The following is a 25,704-nucleotide window of genomic DNA, read 5'->3' on the forward strand; positions in this document are numbered from 1 at the left end:
GGGGGTTGTTCGCGCCCACGCGGCGGAGCCGCATGTGTCACCGCCCCGCGCCCCTGAAAGGGTGAAGGGCGGGCCGCAGGCCCGATCCCTTCAGGGGCGCGGGGAACTGCGCGAGAAACCACGAACCGCCCGCACCCGCCAGCGAACCCGTACCCCCGAGCTGTGAGGCGCCCCGCTCACACGCCCCCGGCCTTGGACAACGACGGCCGGTTCCACCTCGTGTTCGTGTTGTGCAGCTCCCGTTCCGTGTCCGTGATCGACACCTTGATCGGGATGCCCGGACGCCCGCCCACCTTGATCAGGAAACGGCCACGCCCCGGCGGTTCCTCGTTCCCGCCCGTGCTGGCCCAGCCCGGCGGCGAGGACCAGGACGAGACGAGTTCGATCTCCCGCTCCGACAGGCCGACGATCTCGCCGAGTTCCCGCATCTCCGCACGGGGGAGGCCGGCGCAGACCACCATCCCGGCCCGCTCCACGAAGCCCCGCGCCTTCGCCCGGTCGGCCTCGCTGCCCAGCGCCTCCGCGTCCTTCAGCGTGTGGGTGATCTTGGCGTCGCCGAGGCCGAGGGAACGGTTCAGACGGGTCAGCGCGTCGATGCGCTCGACGATGCCTGAGGCGGCCCGCAGCGGGCGCCACAGCTCGTCGAGGACCGTGAAGAACCAGCGCTGGGGCGCGAGGCCCGCGTCGGCGAGGGCGTGGGCCGCCGCGACCGTGCCGAGCCCGTCCGACCAGGCCGCCAGCATCGCCGCCGCCGTGAGCTGGGTGTCCGCCTCGCCGATCCGGGAGATGTCCACGCAGACGGCGGGGGACGCCGGGTCGATCCGGGTCGACGTCTCGGAGGCGAAGGTGTCGCCCAGCGGGCCGTCCAGCACGCCCAGCAGCGAACGGTGCAGCGGGTCGACGGCCTCCTGGTAGCGGGCCTCGTTGCCCCGGTCGAGCGTCACCGCGCGGACCCGGTCCGGGCCCTCGTCGAGGACCTTCAGCAGATCGGGCAGCAGCGGTGCCCGCCCCGGCTTCGTACGCTCCGCCAGATGGTGCAGGCACGCCGACAGCACCGACTGCTCGTGGTCGTCCATCGGACGGCCCCGCACGATCGTGATGAGCGCCGCGACCATGTTCAGTACCCGGCCGTGGGCCTCGGCCGCGAGGATCCGGCCGCGTTCGCCGCCGATCCGGGCCGCCGCCTCGCCCATCGCGCCGGGGTCGAGGACGTTGATGCCGCCCACGCCCCGCCCGATGGAGATCACCTGGCCGCCGAGCGCCCGCACCGTGTCGGCGTAGTCCGGCTTGAGGTCGCCCAGCACCAGCGGGGTGACCCCGGTCGCGGACATGCCGATCAGCATGCGGTTGACCAGCGTGGACTTGCCGAGGCCCGGCATGCCCAGCATGAACAGCGACGGGTTGGAGATGTACCGGGCGCGGGTGAACCAGGAGATGGGGTCCCCGCAGACCGTGGCGCCCGTATGGAGGTGCTGCCCGAGCGGCACCCCCGTCATCGGCGCGCCGGAGCCCGCCGCGAAGGGCCACAGGCCGCACGCCTGGACCGTGGTCGCCCGCCACAGCGCGGGCGGGTCGACGTGCCCGACCTGCCCGCCGCCGGGGCCGGGCCAGCCGCGCGGGGGCGCCGTCCGGGGCCGTGCGGGACGAGGGGCGGACGTGCTGGACCTGGTCACAGCGCCTCCCGGATCTGGTACGGAACGAGGGTGTGCTCCCACGGCAGCAGGCCGACGGGGAGCGTGCAGGTGAACGCCGAGGCCTGCATACGGTCGGCGGGGCGCATCAGGATGCGGGAGGACGCCTGGAGGTTGCGTACGGTGATCGCCGCGTCCGGGAGCTGCTCCTCGTCGTCGACGGTCACCGTCACCATCAGCGAGAACTCCACGAGTCCGGCGCCCGCGGCCTCCTCGGCCGCCGTCTGCTCGGCCGCCTGCATCTCGGAACTGGCCCGCGCCTGGACGAGACCGCGCCGCGAGCCCGCCATGAAGTGCGCGGCCCGGCGGTCGGACTCCACGATCCGCGCCGAGGTCGCCGGGTCGATCGGGCGGTAGATCAGCGAGACCCGCTTGCGGCGTGTCCCCGCCGCGGGTTCGAGCAGCCCCCGCAGCACGCCGGAGCGCACGGTGCCGCGCGGCGCCAGCGTCAGCATCCACGTACGCGAGACACCCGAGTCGTGCTTGTACGACTGCACCGACTCCACCGCCGCCGCCGGACCCGCGTCCTCCCACTCCAGGCCGGTGGTGGACTGTTCGGCGCGGGTGCTCAGCACATCGGGGGCGACGGCCGGGTCGTACGCCACCCGGACGACCTCCGAGAGCCGCTCCGCGGACAGCGGGTAGGCGGAGCCGCCGCCCGCCGCGACCAGGCCCGACAGCAGGCCGGGCAGGCGCATCGACAGATCGGTGATGACGTCCTCGACGCTCCGCTTGGGGCCGCCGGAGGGGCCGTAGGTCAGGGCGATGTACGTGTGCATCTCCGAGGAGGCGGACGGGTAGCGCGCGACGACCTCCTCCATCACCGCGCGGGCGGCGGCGGGCGCGTCCGGCGAGATCCGCGGCAGGACCTCGGCGGCCAGCCGCGTCCCGGTGTCGGGCGCCGTCTCGACGACGACCTGGGCGCCGCGCAGGCCCGGCTCGTGCGACAGCCGGGACAGCCAGTCGCCCCAGGACGCCACCCAGATGTCGACCTGCTCGGGGTCGACCAGCGAACCGCCGTCCGGCTCGCACGCCAGCACCACGGTGTAGAGGTTGCGGCCCGGGTGGTGGAGCACACCGAAGGAGCGGTTGTAGGCGTCCCTGCCCTCGTGCATCCTCGTCCGGGCGAGCAGGCCGGGCGGGTGGTAGCGGCCGCCCGAGCGGCGGGAGAGCGGGCCGGAGACATAGGTGTGCGAGCCGTTCGCCTTGCGCCTGAACCAACCGATGCGCACCGCGACCACCTGATAGACGTTGCGGCCGTCGACCGTGCGCAGCGCGAGCGGCGCGAGGAAGAGGCCGACGGGGATGAGGACGGCGATCGCCGCCGTCAGCGAGACGAGTGAGGCGAAGAGCGCGACGAGGAGTCCGCCGAAGGCGACCACGGTGCCGAGGAGGCCCAACGGGCCGAGGCCGGGTCGGCGGGGCCGGCGCCAGTTTCCGTAGGTGGGACGCGTGAGGGCGTCGGTGGACATGGGAAATCCTTCTTCCGGCTGTAGTTCGCTGGGTTTCGAGTGCCTACGAGCCCGGGGGTCGTGGTGATCGGGCGGCCGCGGGTCCGTCGTGGCCCGTCTTGGCCCGTCGCGCGGTTCCCCGCGCCCCTCTGCGGGCTTCGCCTCCTCTGCGGGCTCGCCTCCTCCGGGGCGCGGGGGACCGGCTACTGGTTGTGGCCCTTCATGCCGTCGTTGTCGTCGAGGGAGTTGGTCATCTCGGTCGCCGCCTGCATACCGGTCTGTACGACGACCGCGGCTGCCTGGACCGCGACGGCCGCGCCCGCCGTGGCCGCGCCCGCGGCCGCGGTGCCCGCCGCCGCGCCCGCGCCCCCGGCCCCGCCCGCTCCGGCTCCCGCGGAGGAACCCCCGCCCGAGGAGGGCGAGCCCTGGGGGCCGGAACCCCCGCCCCCGCCCCCGCCGCCCGCCTGGCCGGCGGCGCCGACGGCTCCGCCCGCGATGCTGACCGCGCCGGAGGCGATGTTGTTGGCGGCGTTGAGGGTGACCGTGCCGCCCGAGGTGCCGCCGAGTGCCGCGGTGGCCGGAACGATCAGTTTGAGCAGGGCGGGCAGCGCGAACACCGCCATGATCAGCATGCCCATGCCGGCGATGACCGCGTCCAGATCCTCCTTGTCCTTGGTCATCGCCGTGGCCGAGTAGATGATCAGGGCCGCCGCCGGCTTGTACAGCAGCCAGGCCGCGAGCCAGCCGATGTGCTTCTTCCACCAGCCCTCGCCCCACCCGGTCATCGACGACGCGGCGGCCAGCGGCAGCGTGCCCACCAGCATGATCAGCACGCCGATGCGGATGTACATCAGCACGATCTGCACGAAGCTCGACAGCATCACCAGCAGACCGAAGATCAGCACCAGACCCGGCTGGCTGAGCGTCAGCACACCCAGCATCGCGGAGGCGTTGTCGCCGAGATCGGACTTGGCGTACACGTCCGCCGCGTACGCGTCCGACGCCTTCATCAGCGCGGTGACCACCGGTACGGCCGCCGCGCCCACGAGGATGACCTTCCACATCCCCGTGAAGGCCTGTTTCATCGACTGGCCTCTGCGGTCGAGTGCCATCCGGATCGACGCGACGAGCAGTGACGTCACCGCCACGTACGCGACGATCCAGTTGACCTCCGCAGTGATCAGGCCGATGGGACTGCCCGGATCCATCGTGGGGTTGCCATGGGTGACGTTGCCCGCGGGATCGTCGACGTCGATGCCCAGCCAGACACCGTTCAGGGCCTTCAGGACCTCCGCAGCGCCGTCACCGATCGCCTTGGCGAAGACGACGACGGCACCCTCCGTGAACTGCTTGCCGCCCTCTTCGATGACGCAGTCGTAGATCTTCCAGGAGCAGCCCATGTCACGCCTCCCAGGTGACGAAGCCGTCGGTGCCGCTCACCTGCGACACACCGCCGTAGATCGTGCCGTCGGCCTCGGGGACGAGCTTCCAGTCGCCGTCCTGCCAGCGCACGGTCACCGAGGCGGCGCCGTAGCCACCGCCGCCCATGCCGCTGACCAGGACCATCACGGTCGCCTGCGAGCGGTTGTACGTCAGGACCGTGAAACCGGCGTAGCCGCCCGCGTCCGGCGACCCCGTCGTGGACTTGTCGCCCGACTGGGCACGGGTCCTGACCAGCGCGTCGCGGCCGGCGCCCGGCACGACCTGCCGGTCGACGACCTGGCGCCAGCCGTCGTAGCTGAGGTGGTCGGTGATGGAGTGGACGGCCATGACGGCGCCCGTCGGGGTGTGGGCGAAGCAGGACCAGACCGGCCCGTCGAACTTCAGCGGACCCGCCGTCTTCGACACGGGGACCAGCCCGGTGCCGTTGGCCTTCCAGCGGAAGTCGCGCGGCGCCTCGGTGGGCCTGGCCTGGCCGCTGTCGTCGGTACGGCACCCGGCGGGACGGTCCTCGGAACCGCCGTCACCGGACCCCGGCCCGGAGCCGGAGTCCGATGACGAGGTCGGTGCCGGGCTCGGGCCGCCGGACGCACCGGGCGACCGGTCGGCGCCGTTGCCCGTGACCGCGAAGAGGACCGCGAGGACGAGCAGCACCCCCAGGAACCCGGCCGACAGGATCCAGCCCCGCTGCTGCCAGAACGGCTGCTCCCACTCCCCGCTGCCTCCTCGGGCCCGGCCGGAGTTCAGCATCGTCGCTCCCCCTTTCGACTCGCTGTGACGGATCAGGCGAAGACGAAGTTCACGAGCGGGCCCGCGGCGGCGACGAGGACACAGCCGCCGAGGACCATGCCGAGGCGGCCCATGTGCTCCGAGCCCTCGCCGCGGCGCATCGAGATCGCCATCATCGCGCCGGTGATCAGCACGCCCGCGACGCCGGCCGCGGTACCGGCCCAGGCGACGATGCCGAGCACGGTGTCGACCTTGCCGGTGAGCGCGCCCGGGGCGTCCCGGGTGGGGTCGGGCACCGTTCCGTCGGCCAGGTAGACGGCCTGCTGCGCCTTGGTGGCTATCGCGTTCAGCATGTGGTTTCTCCCCGTTTCGATCGGCCGCGTCTCGGCGGTCGACCTCAACTCACTTGAGCGGATGGGTGCGTTGGGATGCTGTCGGGGCCGGCGTGATGCGCTCGGGTTCCCGGTCGCCCTGTGAGCTTGGCGACTCCTGTGACCCTGAGCCAAGCGATGTAGTGATCCAGCACTGGGCGGTGACGTGGTCGTGACAGACGGGAACTGCTCGTCATGTCCGGGACAGTGACGTACCGTCAGCAAGCCTCGGACCTGCGGCGAAGCGGAGTGTGTCGTACCGGTGTGCGAAATGGGGAGGTCGGGGTGCGGGGGCGGCGGCGGTGGCGGCGCACATGGCGACGGCCCGCCGGTTCCCGTGGAACCGACGGGCCGTCACCCGCTCGCTCTCCCGCCCCGCTACATCACGAAGTCCACGATCGGCCCCGCCGTCGCCCCGATGATGCAGGCGCCCATCACCATCGCGAACTGGGTGAGGTGTTCGTCGCCCTCCCCCGACCGCAGCGAGATGGCCATGCGCGAGCCGACGAGCAGCAGTCCGCAGACACCGGCCGCCGTGACCAGCCAGGCGAGGATGTTCAGCACGTAGTTGAGCTCATAGGTGACCGTCCCCGGAGGCCCGGCCAGGGTGGTGGCCGCGGTGTGCAGGGGGTGGCTCATGGGGTCCTCCCGGTGAGACGGGCCAGCGCCGCGCTCTCCCGCGGCGGCGGCCCGGTGAGATCGCCGGTGCGCCAGGCGGGCACCCAGGGCACGCGGTAGACGTCGATGACCGAACCGATCACCTTCACGCGCTGCACGAGCTGCCGCGGCAGCCGCCCGGGCGCGTCCGCGACCAGCACGATCGCGTCGAGGTCGAGTCCAGGCGGTGCGTCGCCCCGCCGGAAGATGTCGAGGGTGTGCGACACCGCGTCGAGCCCCGCGGCGTGCGTACGGCCCACCAGGAGCACCGATCCGGGCTCACCGTGTTCCGGCCGGGGCCAGTTGCGGCCCGCGTCGTGACCGCCGAAGACCGCGGCGAGGGTGGTGGACCCGGCGCCGCCGTGTGTGGCGACCCAGGAGAACCGCCGCGCGCCGGCGACCGGCAGGGGCTCCGGCTCCGGTGGCCGCGCCTCCGCCTCCACGACGGGCCCCCGCACCCAGATCTCCGGCCCGGCCGCCGCCTGCCCTGTCCTGCCCTGCATCACCGCATCACCACTCTCCCCCGCGTCCACTGTTCTCCACGGCAGTCTCCCTGAGCCGGCCGGCATCCATGCCGCCCGGCCCGCCGAGCCGTCGGTCCGTTGCCTGTCGTGTCGGTCGAAGGGCGGCGGACCGGCCGTCCTGACCGGACCGCCGTCTCCGACGGTCCGTCCACACCCGTGACCGACGACACGTCACACACGCCGTGAGCGCGCGAAGACCCGCCGGACTTCCGAATGCCGGCCTTCCGCGAAGTCGGCCCTGGCCGACGCGGCCGGACCGGACCCGTCGCCCGGACCCGTCGCCCGGACCCGGTTGCGGACCAGGTCACCGGACCTCTCGAGTCCGGTGTCCGGCCTCGTTTCGAGGCCCCGTCGTAGCGCTCACCTCCGATCTTCAACGTGGGGCGGCGGCTTGGGAATCGGGACGTGGGTTCCTGCTACGAGCCTGTGACGCGCTGGTGACGCGGGGAGCCCGGGTGAGCGGAGAGACTCGTCTGGCCGGCCTCGACTGGCAGGAACATGACCGGACTTCGATGCTGAGGGGAGCAGATGTCCAACGGGGGAGGGTCCAACACGGGCTGGGTGGTCGGCGGTTGTGTGGCGGCCGTGATGATGCCCGTGGTCATGATGGTCGCGGTGAGCGGGGGAGGCGAGGCCGATGCCGAGGAGCAGGGCGTCGGGGGCGGCCTCAAGACGGGCCAGGTCCCGGCGGAGTACGTGCCGTGGGTCCTCAAGGCGGGCTCGATGTGCGACATCATCAAGCCGGCCGTGATCGCCGCGCAGATCGAGGCGGAGTCGGGCTGGAACCCCAGGGCGAAGTCACCCGTGGGGGCCGAGGGTCTGAGCCAGTTCATGCCGGGCACCTGGAAGACCTGGGGCCGCGACGACGACGGCAACGGCCGGATATCCCCGTACGACCCCGGTGACGCGATCATGGCGCAGGGCCGCTACGACTGCGCGCTGGCCAAACAGGTCCAGGGCTACAAGGACCGCGGCCAGGCGAGCGGCGAGACCCTCGACCTGACGCTCGCCGCGTACAACGCGGGCCCCGGCGCGGTCCAGCAGTACGGCGGCATCCCGCCCTACAAGGAGACCCAGGACTACGTCGTCCGCATCAAGTCCCTGATCGCCAAGTACGAGTCGGTGGACGACCCGCCGGGCAAGCTCCCGCCGGGCAGGCAGATGGCGATGCCGCTGGCCGGCAACCCGCCCGTGACCTCCCCGTACGGTTGGCGCATGCACCCCACGCTCGGCGTCCGCAAGCTGCACACCGGTACCGACTTCGGCGCGGGGGCGGGCACCCCGGTACTGGCCGCGCGCGACGGCGTGGTCACCTTCGCCGGCTGGGCCAACGGATACGGCAACCGCGTCGTCATCTCCCACGGGACCATCAACGGCGACCAGATCTCCACCACTTACAACCACATGCTCGCAGGGCTCAACGTGAAGGCCGGCGACCACGTCAAGGTCGGCCAGCGCGTGGGCCCGGTGGGTTCCACCGGCTACTCCACCGGCGCCCACCTCCACTTCGAGGTGATGCAGAACGGCAAGTACGTGGATCCGGCGCCCTGGTTGGGCCTGAAATGACGGCACGGACGATGAGGACGGGAAAGGACACCGAGGTGAGGAGGGGGACGACGATGAGCAGGAGGAGCCACGGGCGCCATACGCCCGGTGCCCGTACGGGACCGGGCGGACGCGGTGCGTCCGGCGGGCTCCGCCGGCCCGCCGCGGTCGTCCTCGCGACCGTGACCGGCATGGCGGTCCTCACCGCGTGCGGTCTGCAGGACCACCGCGAGACGGCCGGCGGCCCCGGGGTCTCGGCCGAACCGTCGGTCGCCCCCAAGGCCCCGCTGCCGTCCGGCGAACCGCTGGGCGCCGACGCGCACGTCCCGAGCCCGTCCGGCGTCGACGACCAGGACGCGACCTCCGTCTCCAGGGCCTGGGTCGAGGTGGCGTACGGCTACGACACGAAGTACGACTCTGGTCCGCACGACGCCGTTCTGCGCACCGCGCGCTGGCTCACCCCGGACAAGCGCGAGGCGGAGCGCTCGTACCGCCCCGCGAGCGGTGCGGGCGAACGATGGAACTCCTGGGCGGCGCACCAGGCGTGGACCACGGTCGAGGTGGAGTTCGACGACGACGGCGACGCCCCCACCGACACCGCGACCGAGGCGTACCGCGCCGTGTTCGTCGACGGTGAGGCGCACGGCCGGGACGGCTGGACGGGGACCGGTCCGCAGGCCACGGTGTACCTGAAGCTGGTGCGTTCCGGGAAGGGCGAGCCGTGGCGGGTCGACGATGTGCGTACGGTGGAGGCGGCGGCGCAACCGTCGACGTCACCGGCGTCGTCGCCATCCACGGCGTCGTACCCGGGAGTCGGCGGAAAGCCGGTGTCCCTCGCGTCGTCCGTGTCGTTTGCCTTCCCGTCCGCCGTTTCTCCTTCTGACCGACCCGAGTGAGGGAACGATGACTCGACTCAGCCGCGAACAGAAGCGGGAACTCAAGCGTGCGGGGCGCGCGCCGGCGCCGGCCGGGCTGACCCCGATCGACGTACGGGTCTCCGCCGAGGCGGGCGCGACGGTCGGCGGCATGCCGGTGCCGGCGGCCGGGGGGAAGTCCCTCCAGACCGCCGCGCTCGACTACCTGCACCGTCTCGCCCTCGCCACCGGTCACCCCGTCCTGGCCACGGTCCACGACGAACGCATCGGCTACGTCGTACCGCTCCAGGTCCAGGTGGACGGCTCCAGCCGTTTCGCGGGCGAGCCCGTACAGGTGAGCGAGCCGAGGGGCGACATCGCGACACCGGGCACGGCACCCGGCCTCGCCCCGCCCACCGCGGCACCGGGTCCGGTCCCGCATCAGGCACACCAGCCGCGGGCCGCGGCGCCCCTGGGAGGGCCCGTACGGCCTGGGGCTGAGTCCGCTCGGCCGGCCGCCGAGTCGGCGCCCGTGGCTCCGCCCGTCGGCGCGCCCGCGCCGCCCGTGGGCGAGCCGGTCGCCGAGCCGGGGCCGCGCCGTGACAAGTCCACGCACGTTCTGCGCGCGGTACCGGAGTCGGCGGCGCGGGCGATGCCCGAGCGGGAGGCGGCAGCCCCGCAAACCCCGCACGCGCAGCCGCAGTCGCACCCCCGGTCGCCGGAGTCGCACTCGCAGTCGCCGCAGGCGCCGGAGTCGCAGTCGCTGCCCCAGCCGAGGCGGGAGCCCAGCACGCTGCGCCTGTCGGCGGTCGACCCGGCGCCGTCAACGGCGGACCCGGCCGGTCACCCGGTGGTTTCCGGGCAGCCGAAGCGGGAGCCGAGCACCCTGCCGCTGACGGCCGCGAAGGCCACCCCTCCCGGCCGGCAGCCCGGCGGCACACCGGCGGAGCCCGCGGCTGCCGCCGAGCCGAAGCGGGAACCCCGGACAATGCCGCTCACCGCGGTGAAGCCGGCGGGCGGTGTCGCCCCGTCGACCTTCGTCCTGCGCGCCGTCCCGGAGCCCGAGGACGGCCCCCTCGCCCAGCCACCCCGCACCCCCGGCCTCCCCCACCCCGGCGTCTCCCCCGCACCCGACAACGCGCCCCACGTCCAGGGCGAGGCGCCCCACGTCCAGGGCGAGGCGTCCCAGTCCGTCGCCGCCCCCGCAGCCACCGCCGCCCCCGCCCCCGCCCCCGCGGCGCGCGAGTACGGGCAGGGCGCCGACCCGGCCACCGGTACGACCGCCCCCGCGGCAGGGGAGTACGGCGGGGCGACGGCCGACTCCGCCGGTGCGGCTTCGCCGGGGGCGGACGAGTACAGCCGGGCAGCGTCGGATTCCGGCCACGCGGCCGAGCCCGTGGCGGGCGAATACGGCCCTGCGGCGGGCGAATACGGCCCTGCGGCGCCCCCGTCCGCCGCTGCCGCCTCGCCCGCGGCCGGGGACCACGGTCCGGTCGGCGAGGCCGCTCCCGGCACCGACCTGCCCGTATCCGCACCGCAGCCGTGGCAGCCGCCGCGCGCCGCCGCCCCGCCCGCCGCCCCGGCACCCACCCACTCGTCGGACGCCGCACCGGCCCCGGAGCTGAGCCCGAGCGCCCTGGAGCCGCAGCCGTGGCCTCCGGGTCAGCACCCGGCAGCGGCGCAGGCCGCCCCCGCCGAGGCCGCCGCCCCCGCCGAGGCCGTCGATGCCGCACCGGCCCCCGAGTTGAGCCCGGCCGCCCTGGAGCCACAGCCCTGGCCGCCGCATCAGGGACCGGTTCAGCAGGCCCCGGCCCACGCGCACGGGCAGCCCGCCCCCGAGTCCGTCACCGCCCCCGAGCGCGTCTTGGCCCCTCCCGCCGACGCGGTCCCCGAGGCGACGCCCGTCTCGCTGGACCCGCAGCCCTGGCCGCCGGCGGCGCCGCCGACCCCGGTGCCGGTCCCCGCCCAGGTGTCCGCGCCGGAACCCGCCCCCGCGCCGGCCCCGCCGGAGGAGTCCGCGACCGACCCCTACTCCGCTCCGGAGTGGACGCTGGCGGACGACGACGGCGGCCCCAAGCCCGCGCCGGTGCGCGAGTTCGACGCCGTCGCCGAGGCCGTGCTGGACCCGGAGGAGTCCGACGGGGCGGCCCCCTCACCCTTCGCGGAGCCCGTCTCGCGCATCAACGAGGCCGTGAAGACGGGCCGTATCCAGGAGGCCGCGGAGATGGCCGAGCACACCGTGGCCCAGGCGACGGCGACCCTCGGCCCCCAGCATGCCGAGGTCCTCCGGCTGCGCGAACTGACCGCGTACATCGCCTACTTGGCCGGTGACGCGCTCAGGTCCTTCCATCTGTCCCTCGACCTGGCAGCCCTCCGGCACCGACTGCGCGACCCGCGGGCCGCGTACGGCAACATCCAGAGCGCGGCGGCGGCCTGGCGCGCGGTCCGCGACCCGCTCCAGGGCCTGCACCTGGGCCGCGACCTGATCGCCGTGTGGGCCGAGCTCGCCGCGGACGCCGGTCCCGCCGCCGACGACGTGGAGCAGCTCGAGAAGGCACGTACCCGCATGGGCCGCCTCGCCGAACGAGCCCGCGCCCTGGACGCCGCCCCCTACGCCGGGAGCCCGCACGCGCATGGCCAGTGACAGCGGACCCGGCGCCCCCCGCCGCGACGACCGCCGGACGGCGGCCGGCCGCGCCCTCGCCCCGGGAGCGGCCCGGACGGCCACCGCTCCCGGCGTGGACCTGACCCCCGACGCCGCCTCCACCCCGACACCCGTACCGGTCCCCGAAGCCGCCCGCCCCCGCACCACCCCGCGGCCGTCTCCACCCCCGGACCGAACCCCTCGACCCCGGGTCGAGGTGCACGTCAACGAGCTCACCGGCACGATGAGCCGGCGCACGCTCGCGGACCGGTCCGCCCGCCCCGCGGGCAGCCCGGCGGCGTACGGCGGCGCCCCGGGCCCCCTGCACGCCCGTACGCCCACCTCCCGCCACCCCGTCGAGGCACCCTGGAGTGCCCGTGCCGCGGCGTTGCGTTCCGCCGGACTCGACCCGGCCCGCGCCCCCGCCAACGGCGCCGCGCCGATCCCGACCCACCCGGCGGCCGTACGGGCGGCGCTGAGCGTCGACGTCGCGTCGCTCGGCCCCGGACAACTCCGGCTCCACCTGGCCCGGATCGCCGCCCTTCGCTCCACCGTCGCCGCCGACCTGGCCCACGGCACCCGCATGCCCGCGGCGGCCGCCTCCCGCCTCCGCTCGACCACGGCCACCCCGGCCCACGCCCACGCCCTCGGAGCCGAACGCACCACCGTGACGCGCACCGCCCCCGCGGCGGCCGACCGCCCGCAGGTCCCCGCGGCGCGACCGGGGCCGGCAGCGACCCACCGCCGCTGACCGGCCCCGGAACGGGCAACCCCCCGTGCGCTGGGCGTACTTTCCCGCTCCTACTCAGACAGCTCCCACACCGCGTACGCCAGCGCGTCCGAGTTCCGGTCGAGTGCCGTGTCGTTGATGTTGGACGTCGTGTCGCACGACGAGTGGTAGCAGCGGTCGAACGCCTGGCCGGACGTGCCGCCCCACTTGGCGGCCTGAGCAGCGGTCTTGGTGCGGCTCGCGCCCGTGAAGAGACCGCCCACGGGCACGCCCGCGCTCTTGAACGGCGCGTGGTCGGAGCGGCCGTCGCCCTCGGTCTCGATCTCCGTGGGGACGCCGATGCCCGTGAAGTAGTCCTTGAAGGTCTTCTCGATGGCCGGGTCGTCGTCGTAGACGAAGTACCCGGGGTTCGGCGACCCGATCATGTCGAAGTTGAGGTAGCCGCTGATCCGGGCGCGGTTCGCGGACGACAGGTTGTTGACGTAGTGGCGCGAGCCGACCAGGCCCAGCTCCTCCGCGCCCCACCAGGCGAAGCGGAGGTGCTTGGTGGGCTGGTAGCCGGTGCGGGCCACGGTCAGCGCGGCCTCCAGCACCGCGGCGGAGCCGGAGCCGTTGTCGTTGATGCCGGCCCCGGAGGAGACGCTGTCCAGGTGCGAACCGGCCATGAGCACCTGGTCGGTGTCGCCGCCCGGCCAGTCGGCGATGAGGTTGTACCCGGTGCGGCCGCCGGACGTGAAGGACTGCACGGTCGTGGTGAAGCCGGCGGCGTCCAGCTTGCCCTTCACATAGTTCAGGGAGGCCGTGTAGCCGGCCCGGCCGTGGGCTCTGTTGCCGCCGTTGGCGGCGGCGATCGACTGGAACTGGGTCAGATGGGCCTTGACGTTGGCCACGGGCAGGTCGGGCGCGGCGGCCACCGCCTCCGGGGCGGGAGCGGCCCCGGCCACGGAACCGCTGGTGAAGAGCGTGGCCGCCGCGACGGCGACGGCGGCGGCCCGCCCGGTGACTGGAACGGAGAGCTTCATGTGGGGGCTCCGGATTCCAAGGGATCCCGCATGAACCGCTGTTGGCGTGTTCATGTCGAATCTGAGTGGATGAGGTGCCAGGATGGTGCGGGCGAGGCTGACTTTCCGTCAAGAGCGCTATTCGGCCAGTGGTGTTCGCATGTCGGACTCATCGGGCGAAACCCCGGTCAGGGGCAGCGTGAAGGCTCGGACCGGGAGGGCGCGGGCGGCATGGCCGAAGCGGCCGACGCGGCCGACGCGGCCGGACATGGCGACGGCGGGCCGCTGGGGGGCGGCCCGCCGTCGAGTGGGGGAGGAAATCAGGAGCGCAGGCTGTCCAGCGTGTACCCCGCCGCGAGACAGGCCGCGGCGAGCGCGGAACGCCTGAAGGTCCGGAGGTCCGGAGGTGCGGAAACGCCTGGAACTGCGGAAACGCCTGGAGCTGCGGAGGTCAGCCCGCGGGCTTGTGCGCGATCGGCTCGGCCTCCGGCACCGGTACTGGCTCCGGCCGCGCCCGCGCCGTACGCGCTCCGCCCCAGCGGCGGGCGGTCCGCAGCGCGTCCCACGTCAGCAGGGACAGGGCCAGCCACACCAGGGCGAAGCCCGCCCAGCGCTCGGGCGGCATGGCCTCACCGAAGTACAGCACCCCGAGCAGGAACTGGAACACCGGCGCCATGTACTGCAGCAACCCCAGCGTGGACAGCGGCACCCTGATCGCGGCCGCCCCGAAGCAGACCAGCGGCAGCGCGGTGACCAGGCCGGTCGAGGCCAGCAGCAGGGCGTGCCCGGCGCCCTCCGTGCCGAAGGTGGACTCGCCCCGCGAGCCCAGCCACAGCAGATAGCCCAGCGCGGGCAGGAAGAGGATCACGGTCTCCGCGGCGAGCGACTCCGTGCCGCCCAGGTTCACCTTCTTCTTCACCAGCCCGTACGTGGCGAAGGAGAAGGCGAGGCAGAGGGAGATCCACGGCGGCCGTCCGTAGCCGATGGTCAGAACGAGCACTGCGGTGAAGCCGACGCCGACCGCCGCCCACTGCACCGGCCGCAGCCGTTCCTTCAGGAGCAGGACGCCGATGGCGATGGTGACGAGCGGGTTGATGAAGTACCCGAGCGAGGCCTCGACGACCTGGCCGTTGTTCACGGCCCAGATGTACACGCCCCAGTTGACGGCGATCACCGCCGCCGCGACCGTGACCAGGGCGAGCTTGCGCGGCTGCCGCAACAGCTCGCCGGCCCACGACCAGCGCCGCAGCACCAGCAGGGCGATCCCCACGAAGCCGAGGGACCACACCATGCGGTGGGCGAGTACCTCCACCGCGCCGGCGGGCTTGAGCAGTGGCCAGAAGAGCGGGACGAGCCCCCACATCCCGTACGCGGCGAAGCCGTTCAGCAGACCTATCCGGTGTTCGCCCTTGGACTGCGCCACCACGGCCCCTCCTTCTCGCCCGGCCGCGCCCCGCGGCCCGGGTCCCACGAAGGTAACGCCGACCACCCCCGGCTGTCATACCCGTATCGCCATACGGTCATGACAGCCGGGGCCGGTGTCGCCCGAGGGGCGGGCCTTCGGCGCTGCTGTGGGTCAGGCCTTCAGCGCTGCCGTGATCGAGTCCGCGATCGGCGTGGTCGGGCGGCCGATCAGCCGGGAGAGGTCTCCGGAGGAGACCACCAGCTCGCCCTTCTCGATGCAGGCGTCGACGCCCGCGAGGATCGTGGCGAACGCCTCGGGCAGCCCGGCGCCGGTGAGGATGCCGGTGAGGGCCTCGACCGAGACGGCGTTGTTCGCTATCTCCCTGCCGGTCTGCCGGCTCAGCTCGGCCGCGTACTCGGCGAAGCTCCACGCGGTGTCGCCGCCGAGCTCGTACGTCTTGTTCTCGTGACCCTCACCGGTCAGTACGGCGACCGCGGCGGCCGCGTAGTCCGCGCGGGCGGCCGAGGACACCCGGCCCTCACCCGCGGCGTGCGTGACGGCGTTGTACTGGAGCACGGGGCCGAGCTGCTCGGTGTAGTTCTCGTTGTACCAGCCGTTGCGCAGCAGGACGTACGGCAGGCCGGAGGCGAGCAGCGCCTCCTCGGTGCCCCGGTGGTCGTCCGCCAGTGCGGCGGTCAGGCTGCCCGGCGCGCTGGTGTACGCGAGGAGCGCGGCGCCGGCGGCCTTGGCCGCGTCGATGACGACCTTGTGCTGCCCGACCCGGTCGTTGCCGATCTCGCTGCCGGAGATCAGCAGCACCTTGTCGCCGGCGGAGATGACGCCGTCGAACGTCTCCGGGGCGTTGTAGTCGGCCACGGCGATCCTCACTCCGTGTGCCGCGAACCCGGCGGCCTTCTCCTCGCTGCGTACGACGGCCGTGATCTGCTCGGCGGGAACCTTCTCCAGCAGGCCCTCGACGACGAACTTGCCGAGGTGTCCGGTCGCTCCGGTGACGACGATGCTCATGTTGAAACTCCTCCAGGGGGGCCAGTGCGCCACTAACCCTAGGAGGTGCGCTAACTCTTCGAAAGTACCCACTTTGAAGTAAGTGTCGAGTCCCAAGACGAAGGCCCGGGCCGTACGGCATGCGTACGGCCCGGGCCTTGGGGAGTCCGCGCGGAGGGTCAGCCGACGACCGTCCACGTGTCCCCGCCCGCCAGCAGCGCCGACAGGTCGCCCTTGCCGAACTGCTCGATCGCGTTGTCCAGCTGGTCGGCCATCTGCGTGTCGTAGACGGGCCGGTCGACGGAGCGGAAGACGCCGATGGGGGTGTGGTGGAGGGTGTCGGGGTCGGCGAGCCGTGAGAGGGCGAACGCGGTGGTGGGGGAGGGGGAGTGCGCGTCGTGGACGAGGACGCGGGACTCGTTCTCCGGGGTGACGGTGACCACCTTCAGATCACCGGTGGACTCGTCGCGGACGACGCCGCGGGTGCCGTCCGCGCCGAAGCGGATGGGCCGGCCGTGTTCGAGGCGGATGACGGCTTCCTCGGCCTGCCGGCGGTCCTTGAGGATGTCGAAGGCGCCGTCGTTGAAGATGTTGCAGTTCTGGTAGATCTCGACGAGGGCGGTGCCGGGGTGGGCGGCGGCCTGGCGCAGCACGTCGGTGAGGTGTTTGCGGTCGGAGTCGACGGTGCGGGCAACGAAGGAGGCTTCGGCGCCGATGGCCAGGGAGACGGGGTTGAAGGGGGCGTCCAGTGAGCCCATGGGCGTCGACTTGGTGATCTTGCCGACTTCGCTGGTGGGGGAGTACTGGCCCTTGGTAAGTCCGTAGATGCGGTTGTTGAAGAGCAGGATCTTGAGGTTGACGTTGCGGCGCAGGGCGTGGATGAGGTGGTTGCCGCCGATGGAGAGGGCGTCGCCGTCGCCGGTGACGACCCAGACGGACAGGTCGCGGCGGGAGGTGGCGAGGCCGGTGGCGATGGCGGGGGCGCGGCCGTGGATGGAGTGCATCCCGTAGGTGTTCATGTAGTACGGGAAGCGGGAGGAGCAGCCGATGCCGGAGACGAAGACGATGTTCTCCCTGGCCAGGCCGAGTTCGGGCATGAAGCCCTGGACGGCGGCCAGGATCGCGTAGTCACCGCAGCCGGGGCACCAGCGCACTTCCTGATCGGACTTGAAGTCCTTCATGGACTGCCTGGCCTCGGCCTTGGGGACGAGCGAGAGCGCCTCGATCGTGCCCGTGCCTTCCCCGGACGAGCCGGACGCACCGGTCGTCGTCTCAGCCATCGATGGCCTCCTTGAGAGCCGCGGCGAGCTGCTCCGCCTTGAACGGCATGCCGTTCACCTGGTTGTACGAGTGGGCGTCGACCAGGTACTTCGCCCGGATGAGCGTGGCGAGCTGCCCGAGGTTCATCTCGGGAATCATCACCTTGTCATAACGCTTCAGCACGGCACCCAGATTCCGCGGGAAGGGGTTGAGGTGCCGCAGATGCGCCTGCGCGATCGACTCCCCGGCGGTCCGCAGCCGTCTGACGGCGGCGGTGATGGGTCCGTAGGTGGATCCCCAGCCGAGGACGAGGGTCCGTGCGTGGTGCGGGTCGTCGACGTCGAGGTCGGGGATGTCGATGCCGTCGATCTTGGCCTGGCGGGTGCGGACCATGAAGTCGTGGTTGGCGGGGTCGTAGGAGATGTTGCCGGTGCCGTCCTGTTTCTCGATGCCGCCGATGCGGTGTTCCAGGCCGGGTGTGCCGGGGATCGCCCAGGGACGGGCGAGGGTGTGCGGGTCGCGTTTGTAGGGCCAGAAGACGTCGGTGCCGTCGTCGAGGGTGTGGTTGGGGCCCTGGGCGAACTGCACGGTCAGGTCGGGCAGTTCGTCGGGTTCGGGGATGCGCCAGGGTTCGGAGCCGTTGGCGAGGTAGCCGTCGGAGAGCAGGAAGACCGGGGTGCGGTAGGTGAGGGCGATGCGGGCGGCCTCGAGGGCGGCGTGGAAGCAGTCGGCGGGGGTGCGCGGGGCGATCACGGGGACGGGGGCCTCGCCGTTGCGGCCGAACATGGCCTGGAGCAGGTCGGCCTGTTCGGTCTTGGTGGGCAGGCCGGTGGAGGGGCCGCCGCGCTGGATGTCGACGATGAGCAGGGGCAGTTCCAGGGAGACCGCCAGGCCGATGGTCTCGGACTTCAGTGCCACGCCGGGGCCGGAGGTGGTGGTGACGGCGAGGGAGCCGCCGAAGGCGGCGCCCAGGGCGGCGCCGATTCCGGCGATCTCGTCCTCGGCCTGGAAGGTGCGTACGCCGAAGTTCTTGTGGCGGCTGAGTTCGTGGAGGATGTCGGAGGCGGGGGTGATCGGGTAGGAACCGAGGTAGAGGGGCAGGTCGGCCTGCCGGGAGGCGGCGATCAGTCCGTAGGACAGGGCGAGGTTGCCGGAGATGTTGCGGTAGAGGCCGGGCGGGAACGCGGTGGCGGCGGGTGCGACCTCGTAGGAGACGGCGAAGTCCTCGGTGGTCTCGCCGAAGTTCCAGCCGGCCCGGAAGGCGGCGATGTTCGCGGCGGCGATGTCGGGCTTCTTGGCGAACTTGGTGGTCAGGAACTTCTCGGTGCCCTCGGTGGGCCGGTGGTACATCCAGGACAGCAGGCCGAGGGCGAACATGTTCTTGCTGCGTTCGGCCTCTTTGCGGGTGAGGTCGAAGTCCTTGAGTGCCTCGACCGTCAGCGTGGTCAGGGGGACGGGGTGGACGCTGTAGCCGTCCAGGGAGCCGTCCTCCAGCGGGCTGGTGGTGTAGCCGACCTTCTGCATCGCCCGTCTGGTGAACTCGTCGGTGTTGACGATGATCTCCGCGCCGCGGGGCACGTCGGCGATGTTGGCCTTCAGCGCGGCGGGGTTCATGGCGACCAGCACGTTGGGCGCGTCGCCGGGCGTGAGGATGTCGTGGTCGGCGAAGTGCAGCTGGAAGCTGGAGACGCCGGGCAGGGTGCCGGCAGGGGCGCGGATCTCCGCGGGGAAGTTCGGCAGCGTCGACAGATCGTTGCCGAACGACGCGGTCTCGGAGGTGAAACGGTCACCCGTGAGCTGCATACCGTCACCGGAGTCCCCGGCGAACCGAATGATCACCCGATCGAGGCGCCGGACGTCCTTGCTCCCCGTCGGTTTGCGCTGTTCTCCCAGAACGGCCTCGTCGGCCTGCTCCGCTGGGCTGCTGACCTGGCTGGTCACTGAACTTGACCTCCCTTGAGGCGGCTGTCCGGGAACGACCGTCCCAGCGGCCCTCCCGAGACCAACCCTACGTCGGTGCTGCGGACCTTCCTGGACCGTTCGACTGTTCGACGCGCATTTTTCGCCCCCCGCCGATCCTGACCCGTCCCACCCCGCACACCCGCTGAACCGCCACAGGAGACGCTCCCCCGGAAGCGACGGTTCTAGTACTGACGGACCCGGCGCTCAGGGGGACAGGGGGCGGACATCCGCCGTTCCGGGGGTGACCGGGGGTGGTGGGGGACGGGCAGGGGGTGACCGGTCAGGAGTTCAGATACGTGAGGACCGCCAGCACACGCCGGTGGTCCCCGTCGCTCGGGGACAGCCCGAGCTTCAGGAAGATATTGCTGACGTGCTTCTCCACGGCGCCGTCGCTCACCACCAGCTGGCGGGCGATCGCGGAGTTGGTCCGCCCCTCCGCCATCAGCCCCAGCACCTCGCGCTCCCTCGGCGTGAGCCCCGCGAGCACGTCCTGCTTGCGGCTGCGCCCGAGCAACTGGGCCACCACCTCGGGGTCGAGCGCGGTCCCCCCGCCCGCCACCCGCACCACCGCGTCGACGAACTCCCGCACGTCCGCCACCCGGTCCTTCAGCAGATACCCGACGCCCCGGCTGGACGCGGCGAGCAGCTCGGTGGCGTACCGCTCCTCCACATACTGCGACAGCACGAGCACCCCGAGCCGCGGGTGCTGCTTCCGCAGCTGTACGGCGGCCCGCACGCCCTCGTCGGTATGGGTCGGCGGCATCCGCACATCGGCGACGACGACATCGGGCAGCTCCCCCTGCGCCGCGAACTCACCGATCGTCTTGATCAACGCGTTGCCGTCCCCGACCCCCGCGACGACGTCATGCCCCCGGTCGGTCAACAGCCGGGTGAGCCCCTCCCGCAACAGCACCGAATCCTCGGCGATGACCACCCGCACCCTGTCCTCCACGAACCCATCCCCCCGCAGCACCGGAGCCGGCCCTCATCCTGGCCCACCCACCCGACCGCCCCAGCATCCCAGCATTCCCGCCCCGCCCCGCCACCCCGACACCCTGACCGCAAGAACCCCGCCGGGTCTTGGCCGGTTAGGGCCCCTCCGGCGGACCTCCGGGGGAGAAGGAGCGGCGTCCGGTGCGTGCTCCCGCCGTGCCGGGGGCCGCGCCGCCGCGGAGATCCGTCAGAAGGGCCACGACACGCAGAAGCGCGCCCGGAGCCTCGAGCTCCGGACGCGCCCTGGTCCTTCCGCGACACCCGCCGGAGCGGGCGGCCGTACGCCGGTCCCTCACGGCCCGGCTGCGGGGATCACGCCCGCCAGGGCAGTTCCGCGGTCACCCGGGTGGGCCCGCCGGCCGGTGAATCCACGACCAGCACCCCGTCGACGGCCCCGAGCCGCTCCGCCAGCCCGGCGAGCCCGGACCCGGCCCCGACGTCGGCACCGCCCATCCCGTCATCGACGACCTGGAGCAGCAGCCGCCCCTCGACCTTCCACACATCCACCACGGCCCGGGACGCCCCCGCGTGCTTGCTGACGTTCTGCAGCAGCTCGGACACCGTGAAGTAGACGATCCCCTCGATCGCCGGCACCGGCCGCCCCGGCAGATCCACATCCACCACCACCGGCACCGGGCACCGAGCGGCGACCGCCGACAGCGCCGCGTCCAGCCCCCGGTCGGTCAGCACCGCCGGATGGATGCCCCGCGCCAGGTCCCGCAGCTCCCGCAGCGCCGTCTTCACCTCCCCGTGCGCGGAGTCCACCAGCCGTGCCGCCGTCTGCGGATCCTCGGTCAGCTTCTCCCTCGCCACGCCCAGATCCACGGCCAGCGCGACCAGCCGGGCCTGCGCCCCGTCGTGCAGATCCCGCTCGATGCGCCGCAGATCGGCCGCCGCCGTGTCCACCACGACCCCCCGGTCCGACTCCAGCTCCACCACGCGCGCCCCCAGCCGGGACGGTCCGAGCAGCGCGGTCACCAGCACCCGGTCCACCGTCGTCAGCCCCCGCACGATCCACGGCGTGGCCATGGTGAACATCAGCCCCACCAGCGCGGTCACCGTCACCTCGAACGGGTTGTCGAGATACACGGAGTGCCGCTCGTCCCCGTACAGCTGCACTCCGTCCTGCCCGACCCACATCGGGAAGACCCAGAACCACAGCGGATACGTCAGCATCGCCCACCCGTACGCCCAGAAGCTCAGGGCGACGACGAAGGAGAACACCGACCACGGGAACTGCACGACGGCGTACAGCGACTGCCGCCACGACGACCCGCTGCGCAGTACGGCGCCCATCCACGCGAGCGCCCCGCGCTTGCGCACCCGCAACGGCTCCGGCGCGGCGACCTCCACCCCGAGCAGCGCCCGCGCCCGCGCCCGCTCCAGCGCCCCCAGCCCCCGGCACCCGGCGAGCCCCGCCGCCAGCACCGGCACACCGAGGAACGTGATCAGCAGGCCCACCCCGAGCGACAGCATCGTCACCGCGTACGTGAACATCAGCACCCCGACGGGGAGCCCCAGCAGCACATAGCCGAACTCCCGCCAGCTACGCCCCTCCAACGGCGCCCGCAGCCCCGCCGGCAACCGACGCAGCCGCCCCGCCCCGGCCGTGTCGTCCCAGCCGCCGTACCCCTGTCCATACGCGGTTTCCACAGCCGCTCCTCCTCCTCACCCGCACTCCGACCGGAGCGCACCACGACCCGGCGTACACCCACCCTCCACGCCCCCGGCCCGCCGAACCATCCAGCCCGTCGGCGTCCCGCTCCGGGGGATATCCCCACCCCGCCTACCGCCCCCGCCAGGGCAGCTCCGCCGTGATCGTCGTCGGCCCGCCCACCGGTGAATCGATCACGAAGAGGCCGTCGACCGCGCCGAGCCGCTCCGCGAGACCGGCGATCCCCGTGCCGCCGTCGACACTCGCGCCGCCGCGCCCGTCGTCCCACACCTGGATCAGCAGCCGGTCGTCGGACCGCCAGACGTCCACGGCCGCCGACCTCGCCCCGCTGTGCTTGCTGACGTTCTGGAGCAGCTCCGAGACGGTGAAGTACGCGATCCCCTCGATCGCCGCCGCGGGCCGCGCCGGCAGATCGACCGACACCTTCACCGGAGCGGTGCACCGCGAGGCCACCGCCGACAGCGCCGCGTCCAGCCCCCGGTCGGTCAGCACCGCCGGATGGATGCCCCGCGCCAGATCCCTCAGCTCCTGAAGCGCCAGCTTCACCTCGCCGTGCGCCTCCGCCACCATCGAGGCGACGGCGTCGTCGGCCCGGCCCTCCAGCAACTTCTCCTTCGCCAGGCCGAGCCCCATCGCCAGGTTCACCAGCCGGGCCTGCGCCCCGTCGTGCAGATCCCGCTCGATGCGCCGCAGATCGGCCGCCGCCGTGTCCACCACGACCCCCCGGTCCGACTCCAGCTCCGCGATCCGCCGCTCCAGCTCGTCCGACGGCGACAACAGCGCACGCACCATCGCCCGGTCCGCGTTGGCCAGCCCCCGCACGATGTACGGCAGCACCGGCCACACCACGAACAACCCCGTGAGAGTGATCGTGAAGGTGGCGATCCCCCACGGCAGCCGGATCAGCTCGTACAGCATCGAGCGCCAGCCGACCGGGTCCTTCACGCTCATCCACACCTGCGCGACGAACCCGTCCGCGCCGCCCCGCAACGGCAGCGGACTCGGCTCGTCCACCCGCACCCCCAGCAGCGCCCGCGCCCGTATCCGCTCCAGCTTGCCCAGCTGCCGCGCCCCCAGCAGCGCGGCCGCGAGCAGCGGGAAACCGATCACCGTCAGCGTCAGGAAGACACTCGTGAACAGCACCGTCGTCACGAAGGTGAAGCCGATCAGCGCCAGCGGGAGATTGGTCAGCAGATGCGCGATCTCCTTCCACGTGTGCGCCTCGAACGCGAGGCGCGCCGGCGGCAACGGTTCGGAGGGCGTGTGGCTGGAGGGCAACGGCCGCCCGGACGGCCGTCCACGGCCGGTCGAGGGGGAAAGGGGCTCGGTCATGGCCCCAGCCTGCCCGCCCCCGACCCGCCGGCGCCATGAGGCGGACCGCCCGGCCCCCCTGGGGAAAACCCCACCCGTCGCCGCAGGCGTCCTCCCCGCCCCACCGCCCCTCCGCCCGCCCGCCCCGTCGCCCCGGCCGCACCCTTCGCCCCGGCCCGGCCGCCCTCTTCGCTCCGCCTGGCCGTCACCCCGGCCCGGCGACCGGACCCCAGGTCACGGCCCTGCGCATGCCGAGCTGTGACGGGCTGCTTACGGTCTCTTTAGCAGGGCCTAGACTCCCGTGCGTACAGATCGTCGAACAGCGACGTATGTATGGCGTACGGAGCGCGTACGTACAGGTCGCCAGGTGAGGGAGCGAGGGGCGGACGTGCCGGAACCGACCGTCGCCGTCGCGGCGGAGTACGTCGTGGCGGCGGACTACTTCCAGTCCTACTCGGTGGTCGGACTGCTCGCCGCCGTGGGCGTGCTCTTCGTGGCCATCGCCTTCGGCGCGGGACGCCTGCTGCGCCCCGAGGTCCCCACCCGGGAGAAGCTCCTGACGTACGAGTGCGGCGTCGACCCCGTCGGCGAGCACTGGGCCCACACCCAGGTCCGCTACTACGTGTACGCCTTCCTCTACGTCATCTTCGCCATCGACTCGATCTTCCTCTTCCCCTGGGCGACCGTGTTCGCCGACGACGGCTACGGCGCGACCACGCTGGTGGAGATGTTCGTCTTCCTCGGCTTCCTCGCCGTCGGCCTGCTCTACGCATACAAGAAGGGCGTCCTGGCATGGACGTGACGCCAGAAACGACCGCCGCCGCGCAGTCCGCTCCGCGGCCCGCCGAACGGTCCACCCCGCAGCCCGTGTCCCTCCCCGAGCCGAAGCGGCTGGGCGCCCTCGCCCGCCTCGCCCCCGAGCCGATGAAGGTGATCCTCAACTGGGGTCGCCGCTATTCCCTCTGGGTCTTCAACTTCGGCCTGGCCTGCTGCGCGATCGAGTTCATCGCCGCGTCGATGGCCCGCCACGACTTCATCCGCCTCGGCGTCATCCCCTTCGCGCCGGGCCCCCGCCAGGCCGACCTGATGGTCGTGTCCGGCACGGTCACGGACAAGATGGCCCCGGCCGTCAAGCGCCTCTACGAGCAGATGCCGGAACCGAAGTACGTCATCTCCTTCGGCGCCTGCTCCAACTGCGGCGGCCCCTACTGGGACTCCTACTCGGTGACCAAGGGCGTCGACCAGATCATCCCCGTCGACGTCTACGTCCCCGGCTGCCCGCCCCGCCCCGAGGCCCTCCTCCAGGGCATCCTGAAACTCCAGGAGAAGATCGCGAAGGAGTCCCTGGGCGAGCGGTACGGCAACGGAACGGGCACCGCGGCCGGCGGGACCACCGCGTCCTCGGCGCCGGCCGAGACCCCGGCCCCCGCCCGCCCGTCACCGGCGGCCCTCCAGAGCGACCTGGTGAAGCCGCCGGCCCCGCCGACCACCACCGGCGGGAACGACGGCTCCACCGGGGAGGGGGAGCGGTGACCGGCTGGCTTCCCGCCCCCGCCGAGGAACTCTTCGGCGCGGACGCCACCGCCGAGGAGTCGTACGACGTCCTCACCGTGGACGTCCCCTCCGGCTCCTGGATCCAGGCCCTGAGCACCGCCCGCACCACCCTGGGCTGCACCTACTTCGACTGGCTGAGCGCCGTCGACGAACCCGGCACCGGATTCCGGGTGTCGGCCCATGTCGTGGCCCTGGCCCCGGTCCGCCGGCTCCTCGTGCGCACCACGGTCCCGCACGAGTCCCCGGTGCTGCCCACCGCCGTGGACGTCTACGCCGGTGCCGCCTGGCACGAACGCGAGACCCACGAGATGTTCGGCGTCCGCTTCGAGGGCCACCCCGGGCTGGACCACCTCCTCCTCCCCGAGAACTTCGAGGGCCACCCCCTGCGCAAGGACTTCGTCCTGGCCGCCCGTGTCGCCAAGGCATGGCCCGGCGCCAAGGAACCCGGCGAGTCCGAGCACGGCGGCCCCAAGCGCCGCCAGATGCTCCCGCCCGGCGTCCCCGACCCCAACGAGTGGGGCCCCCTCAAGGGCCAGCTCCCCCCGGCCCCCGCCCGCCCCACCCGCGCCCCCGGCGAGCGCCCCGCCCGAGCCGCCGCCGGCGACCGCCCCGTACGCCGCGCCCGCACCGCCTCCGCCGGCTCCGCGAGCCAGACGCCCGCGGCGTCGCCCCCGGAAACGCCGGGCACCCCGGCCCCTGCGACACCCCCGCGCCGTACCCGCACGGCGGCCGAGGGTTCGGCGAGCCAGGCGCCCGCCGCGTCGGCGCCTGCGGAAGCGCCGGGTGCTCCGGGCGCACCTGCTCCGTCGGCGCCTGCGGAAGCGCCGGGTGCTCCGGGCGCACCTGCTCCGTCGGCGCCTGCGGAAGCGCCGGGTGCTCCGGGCGCACCTGCTCCGTCGGCG

The 25,704-nt window shown here is 73.0% G+C and carries 22 protein-coding genes; 7 read left to right on the forward strand and 15 right to left on the reverse strand.

The features are described 5' to 3' along the window. Nucleotides 1-176 precede the first annotated feature (176 nt). The 7 genes from AC067N_RS25345 to AC067N_RS25375 all read right to left on the reverse strand — a co-directional run bounded on the left by AC067N_RS25345 (nucleotide 177) and on the right by AC067N_RS25375 (nucleotide 6,842). Nucleotides 177-1,673, reverse strand: a complete 1,497-nt coding sequence (locus AC067N_RS25345; protein WP_478681169.1) for an ATP/GTP-binding protein — start codon at nucleotides 1,671-1,673, stop codon at nucleotides 177-179. After that, complete coding sequence (locus tag AC067N_RS25350; RefSeq protein ID WP_478681170.1) at nucleotides 1,670-3,163, reverse strand: SCO6880 family protein; 1,494 nt, start codon at nucleotides 3,161-3,163, stop codon at nucleotides 1,670-1,672. The genes AC067N_RS25345 and AC067N_RS25350 overlap by 4 nt, the downstream gene beginning before the upstream one ends. A 182-nt stretch (nucleotides 3,164-3,345) precedes the next feature. Further along, complete coding sequence (locus AC067N_RS25355; RefSeq protein WP_478681171.1) at nucleotides 3,346-4,542, reverse strand: hypothetical protein; 1,197 nt, start codon at nucleotides 4,540-4,542, stop codon at nucleotides 3,346-3,348. Between the two features lies 1 nt (nucleotide 4,543). After that, on the reverse strand, nucleotides 4,544-5,332 hold the full coding sequence (locus tag AC067N_RS25360; protein WP_478681172.1) for a DUF8175 domain-containg protein: 789 nt from the start codon (nucleotides 5,330-5,332) through the stop codon (nucleotides 4,544-4,546). A 32-nt stretch (nucleotides 5,333-5,364) separates the two neighbouring features. Continuing rightward, the gene (locus tag AC067N_RS25365) at nucleotides 5,365-5,664 is read right to left on the reverse strand and encodes a hypothetical protein (protein ID WP_478681173.1); all 300 of its coding nucleotides are present in this window, start codon (nucleotides 5,662-5,664) and stop codon (nucleotides 5,365-5,367) included. 396 nt (nucleotides 5,665-6,060) lie between these two features. Next, the gene (locus AC067N_RS25370; RefSeq protein WP_478681174.1) at nucleotides 6,061-6,321 is read right to left on the reverse strand and encodes a hypothetical protein; all 261 of its coding nucleotides are present in this window, start codon (nucleotides 6,319-6,321) and stop codon (nucleotides 6,061-6,063) included. Continuing rightward, the gene (locus AC067N_RS25375) at nucleotides 6,318-6,842 is read right to left on the reverse strand and encodes a DUF6668 family protein (protein WP_478681175.1); all 525 of its coding nucleotides are present in this window, start codon (nucleotides 6,840-6,842) and stop codon (nucleotides 6,318-6,320) included. Before AC067N_RS25375 ends, AC067N_RS25370 begins: the two co-directional genes overlap by 4 nt. Before the next feature lie 549 nt (nucleotides 6,843-7,391). Here AC067N_RS25375 and AC067N_RS25380 point away from each other — a divergent pair. The 4 genes from AC067N_RS25380 to AC067N_RS25395 are packed head-to-tail and all read left to right on the forward strand — an operon-like array spanning nucleotide 7,392 to nucleotide 12,657. Next, nucleotides 7,392-8,429, forward strand: coding sequence for a peptidoglycan DD-metalloendopeptidase family protein (locus AC067N_RS25380; protein ID WP_478681176.1), 1,038 nt, complete (start codon nucleotides 7,392-7,394; stop codon nucleotides 8,427-8,429). A 53-nt stretch (nucleotides 8,430-8,482) separates the two neighbouring features. Then, nucleotides 8,483-9,304 (forward strand): hypothetical protein, encoded by an 822-nt coding sequence (locus AC067N_RS25385; RefSeq protein ID WP_478681177.1) that lies wholly within the window; start codon nucleotides 8,483-8,485, stop codon nucleotides 9,302-9,304. Nucleotides 9,305-9,311: 7 nt separating this feature from the next. Next, a complete protein-coding gene (locus tag AC067N_RS25390; RefSeq protein WP_478681178.1) occupies nucleotides 9,312-11,906 on the forward strand; it encodes a tetratricopeptide repeat protein in 2,595 nt (864 codons plus the stop codon). Further along, the gene (locus AC067N_RS25395) at nucleotides 11,896-12,657 is read left to right on the forward strand and encodes a hypothetical protein (RefSeq protein ID WP_478681179.1); all 762 of its coding nucleotides are present in this window, start codon (nucleotides 11,896-11,898) and stop codon (nucleotides 12,655-12,657) included. Before AC067N_RS25390 ends, AC067N_RS25395 begins: the two co-directional genes overlap by 11 nt. Before the next feature lie 50 nt (nucleotides 12,658-12,707). On the opposite strand, the gene AC067N_RS25400 is transcribed toward AC067N_RS25395, so the two are convergent. The 8 genes from AC067N_RS25400 to AC067N_RS25435 form a co-directional block, all read right to left on the reverse strand. Continuing rightward, entirely contained in the window at nucleotides 12,708-13,658 is a 951-nt protein-coding gene (locus tag AC067N_RS25400) for a M28 family metallopeptidase (RefSeq protein WP_478681180.1), read from the reverse strand. Nucleotides 13,659-14,088: 430 nt separating this feature from the next. Continuing rightward, nucleotides 14,089-15,063 carry an EamA family transporter RarD gene (gene rarD, locus AC067N_RS25405; protein WP_478681181.1) on the reverse strand — a complete coding sequence of 325 codons (975 nt, stop codon included), beginning with the start codon at nucleotides 15,061-15,063 and terminating at the stop codon, nucleotides 14,089-14,091. 150 nt (nucleotides 15,064-15,213) lie between these two features. Further along, on the reverse strand, nucleotides 15,214-16,068 hold the full coding sequence (locus AC067N_RS25410) for an NAD(P)H-binding protein (protein ID WP_478681182.1): 855 nt from the start codon (nucleotides 16,066-16,068) through the stop codon (nucleotides 15,214-15,216). 158 nt (nucleotides 16,069-16,226) lie between these two features. After that, nucleotides 16,227-17,327 (reverse strand): 2-oxoacid:ferredoxin oxidoreductase subunit beta, encoded by a 1,101-nt coding sequence (locus AC067N_RS25415; RefSeq protein WP_478681183.1) that lies wholly within the window; start codon nucleotides 17,325-17,327, stop codon nucleotides 16,227-16,229. Beyond that, nucleotides 17,320-19,248 carry a 2-oxoacid:acceptor oxidoreductase subunit alpha gene (locus AC067N_RS25420; protein WP_478681184.1) on the reverse strand — a complete coding sequence of 643 codons (1,929 nt, stop codon included), beginning with the start codon at nucleotides 19,246-19,248 and terminating at the stop codon, nucleotides 17,320-17,322. Before AC067N_RS25420 ends, AC067N_RS25415 begins: the two co-directional genes overlap by 8 nt. 301 nt (nucleotides 19,249-19,549) lie before the next feature. Then, entirely contained in the window at nucleotides 19,550-20,209 is a 660-nt protein-coding gene (locus AC067N_RS25425; protein ID WP_478681229.1) for a LuxR C-terminal-related transcriptional regulator, read from the reverse strand. A gap of 365 nt (nucleotides 20,210-20,574) precedes the next feature. Further along, nucleotides 20,575-21,915: a sensor histidine kinase gene (locus AC067N_RS25430; RefSeq protein WP_478681185.1), complete on the reverse strand. Its 1,341-nt coding sequence runs from the start codon at nucleotides 21,913-21,915 to the stop codon at nucleotides 20,575-20,577. Between the two features lie 133 nt (nucleotides 21,916-22,048). Then, nucleotides 22,049-23,269, reverse strand: a complete 1,221-nt coding sequence (locus tag AC067N_RS25435; RefSeq protein WP_478681186.1) for a sensor histidine kinase — start codon at nucleotides 23,267-23,269, stop codon at nucleotides 22,049-22,051. 367 nt (nucleotides 23,270-23,636) lie between these two features. Between AC067N_RS25435 and AC067N_RS25440 the strand changes: the two genes are divergently transcribed. The 3 genes from AC067N_RS25440 to AC067N_RS25450 all read left to right on the forward strand — a co-directional run. After that, nucleotides 23,637-24,050 carry an NADH-quinone oxidoreductase subunit A gene (locus AC067N_RS25440; protein ID WP_055523485.1) on the forward strand — a complete coding sequence of 138 codons (414 nt, stop codon included), beginning with the start codon at nucleotides 23,637-23,639 and terminating at the stop codon, nucleotides 24,048-24,050. Further along, the gene (locus AC067N_RS25445) at nucleotides 24,041-24,781 is read left to right on the forward strand and encodes an NADH-quinone oxidoreductase subunit B (RefSeq protein ID WP_478681187.1); all 741 of its coding nucleotides are present in this window, start codon (nucleotides 24,041-24,043) and stop codon (nucleotides 24,779-24,781) included. Before AC067N_RS25440 ends, AC067N_RS25445 begins: the two co-directional genes overlap by 10 nt. Further along, nucleotides 24,778-25,704 (forward strand): NADH-quinone oxidoreductase subunit C (locus tag AC067N_RS25450; protein ID WP_478681188.1); only part of this gene is annotated, 927 nt, incomplete at its 3' end. The genes AC067N_RS25445 and AC067N_RS25450, both read left to right, overlap by 4 nt.

The organism is Streptomyces sp. NPDC042364, assembly GCF_056437585.1.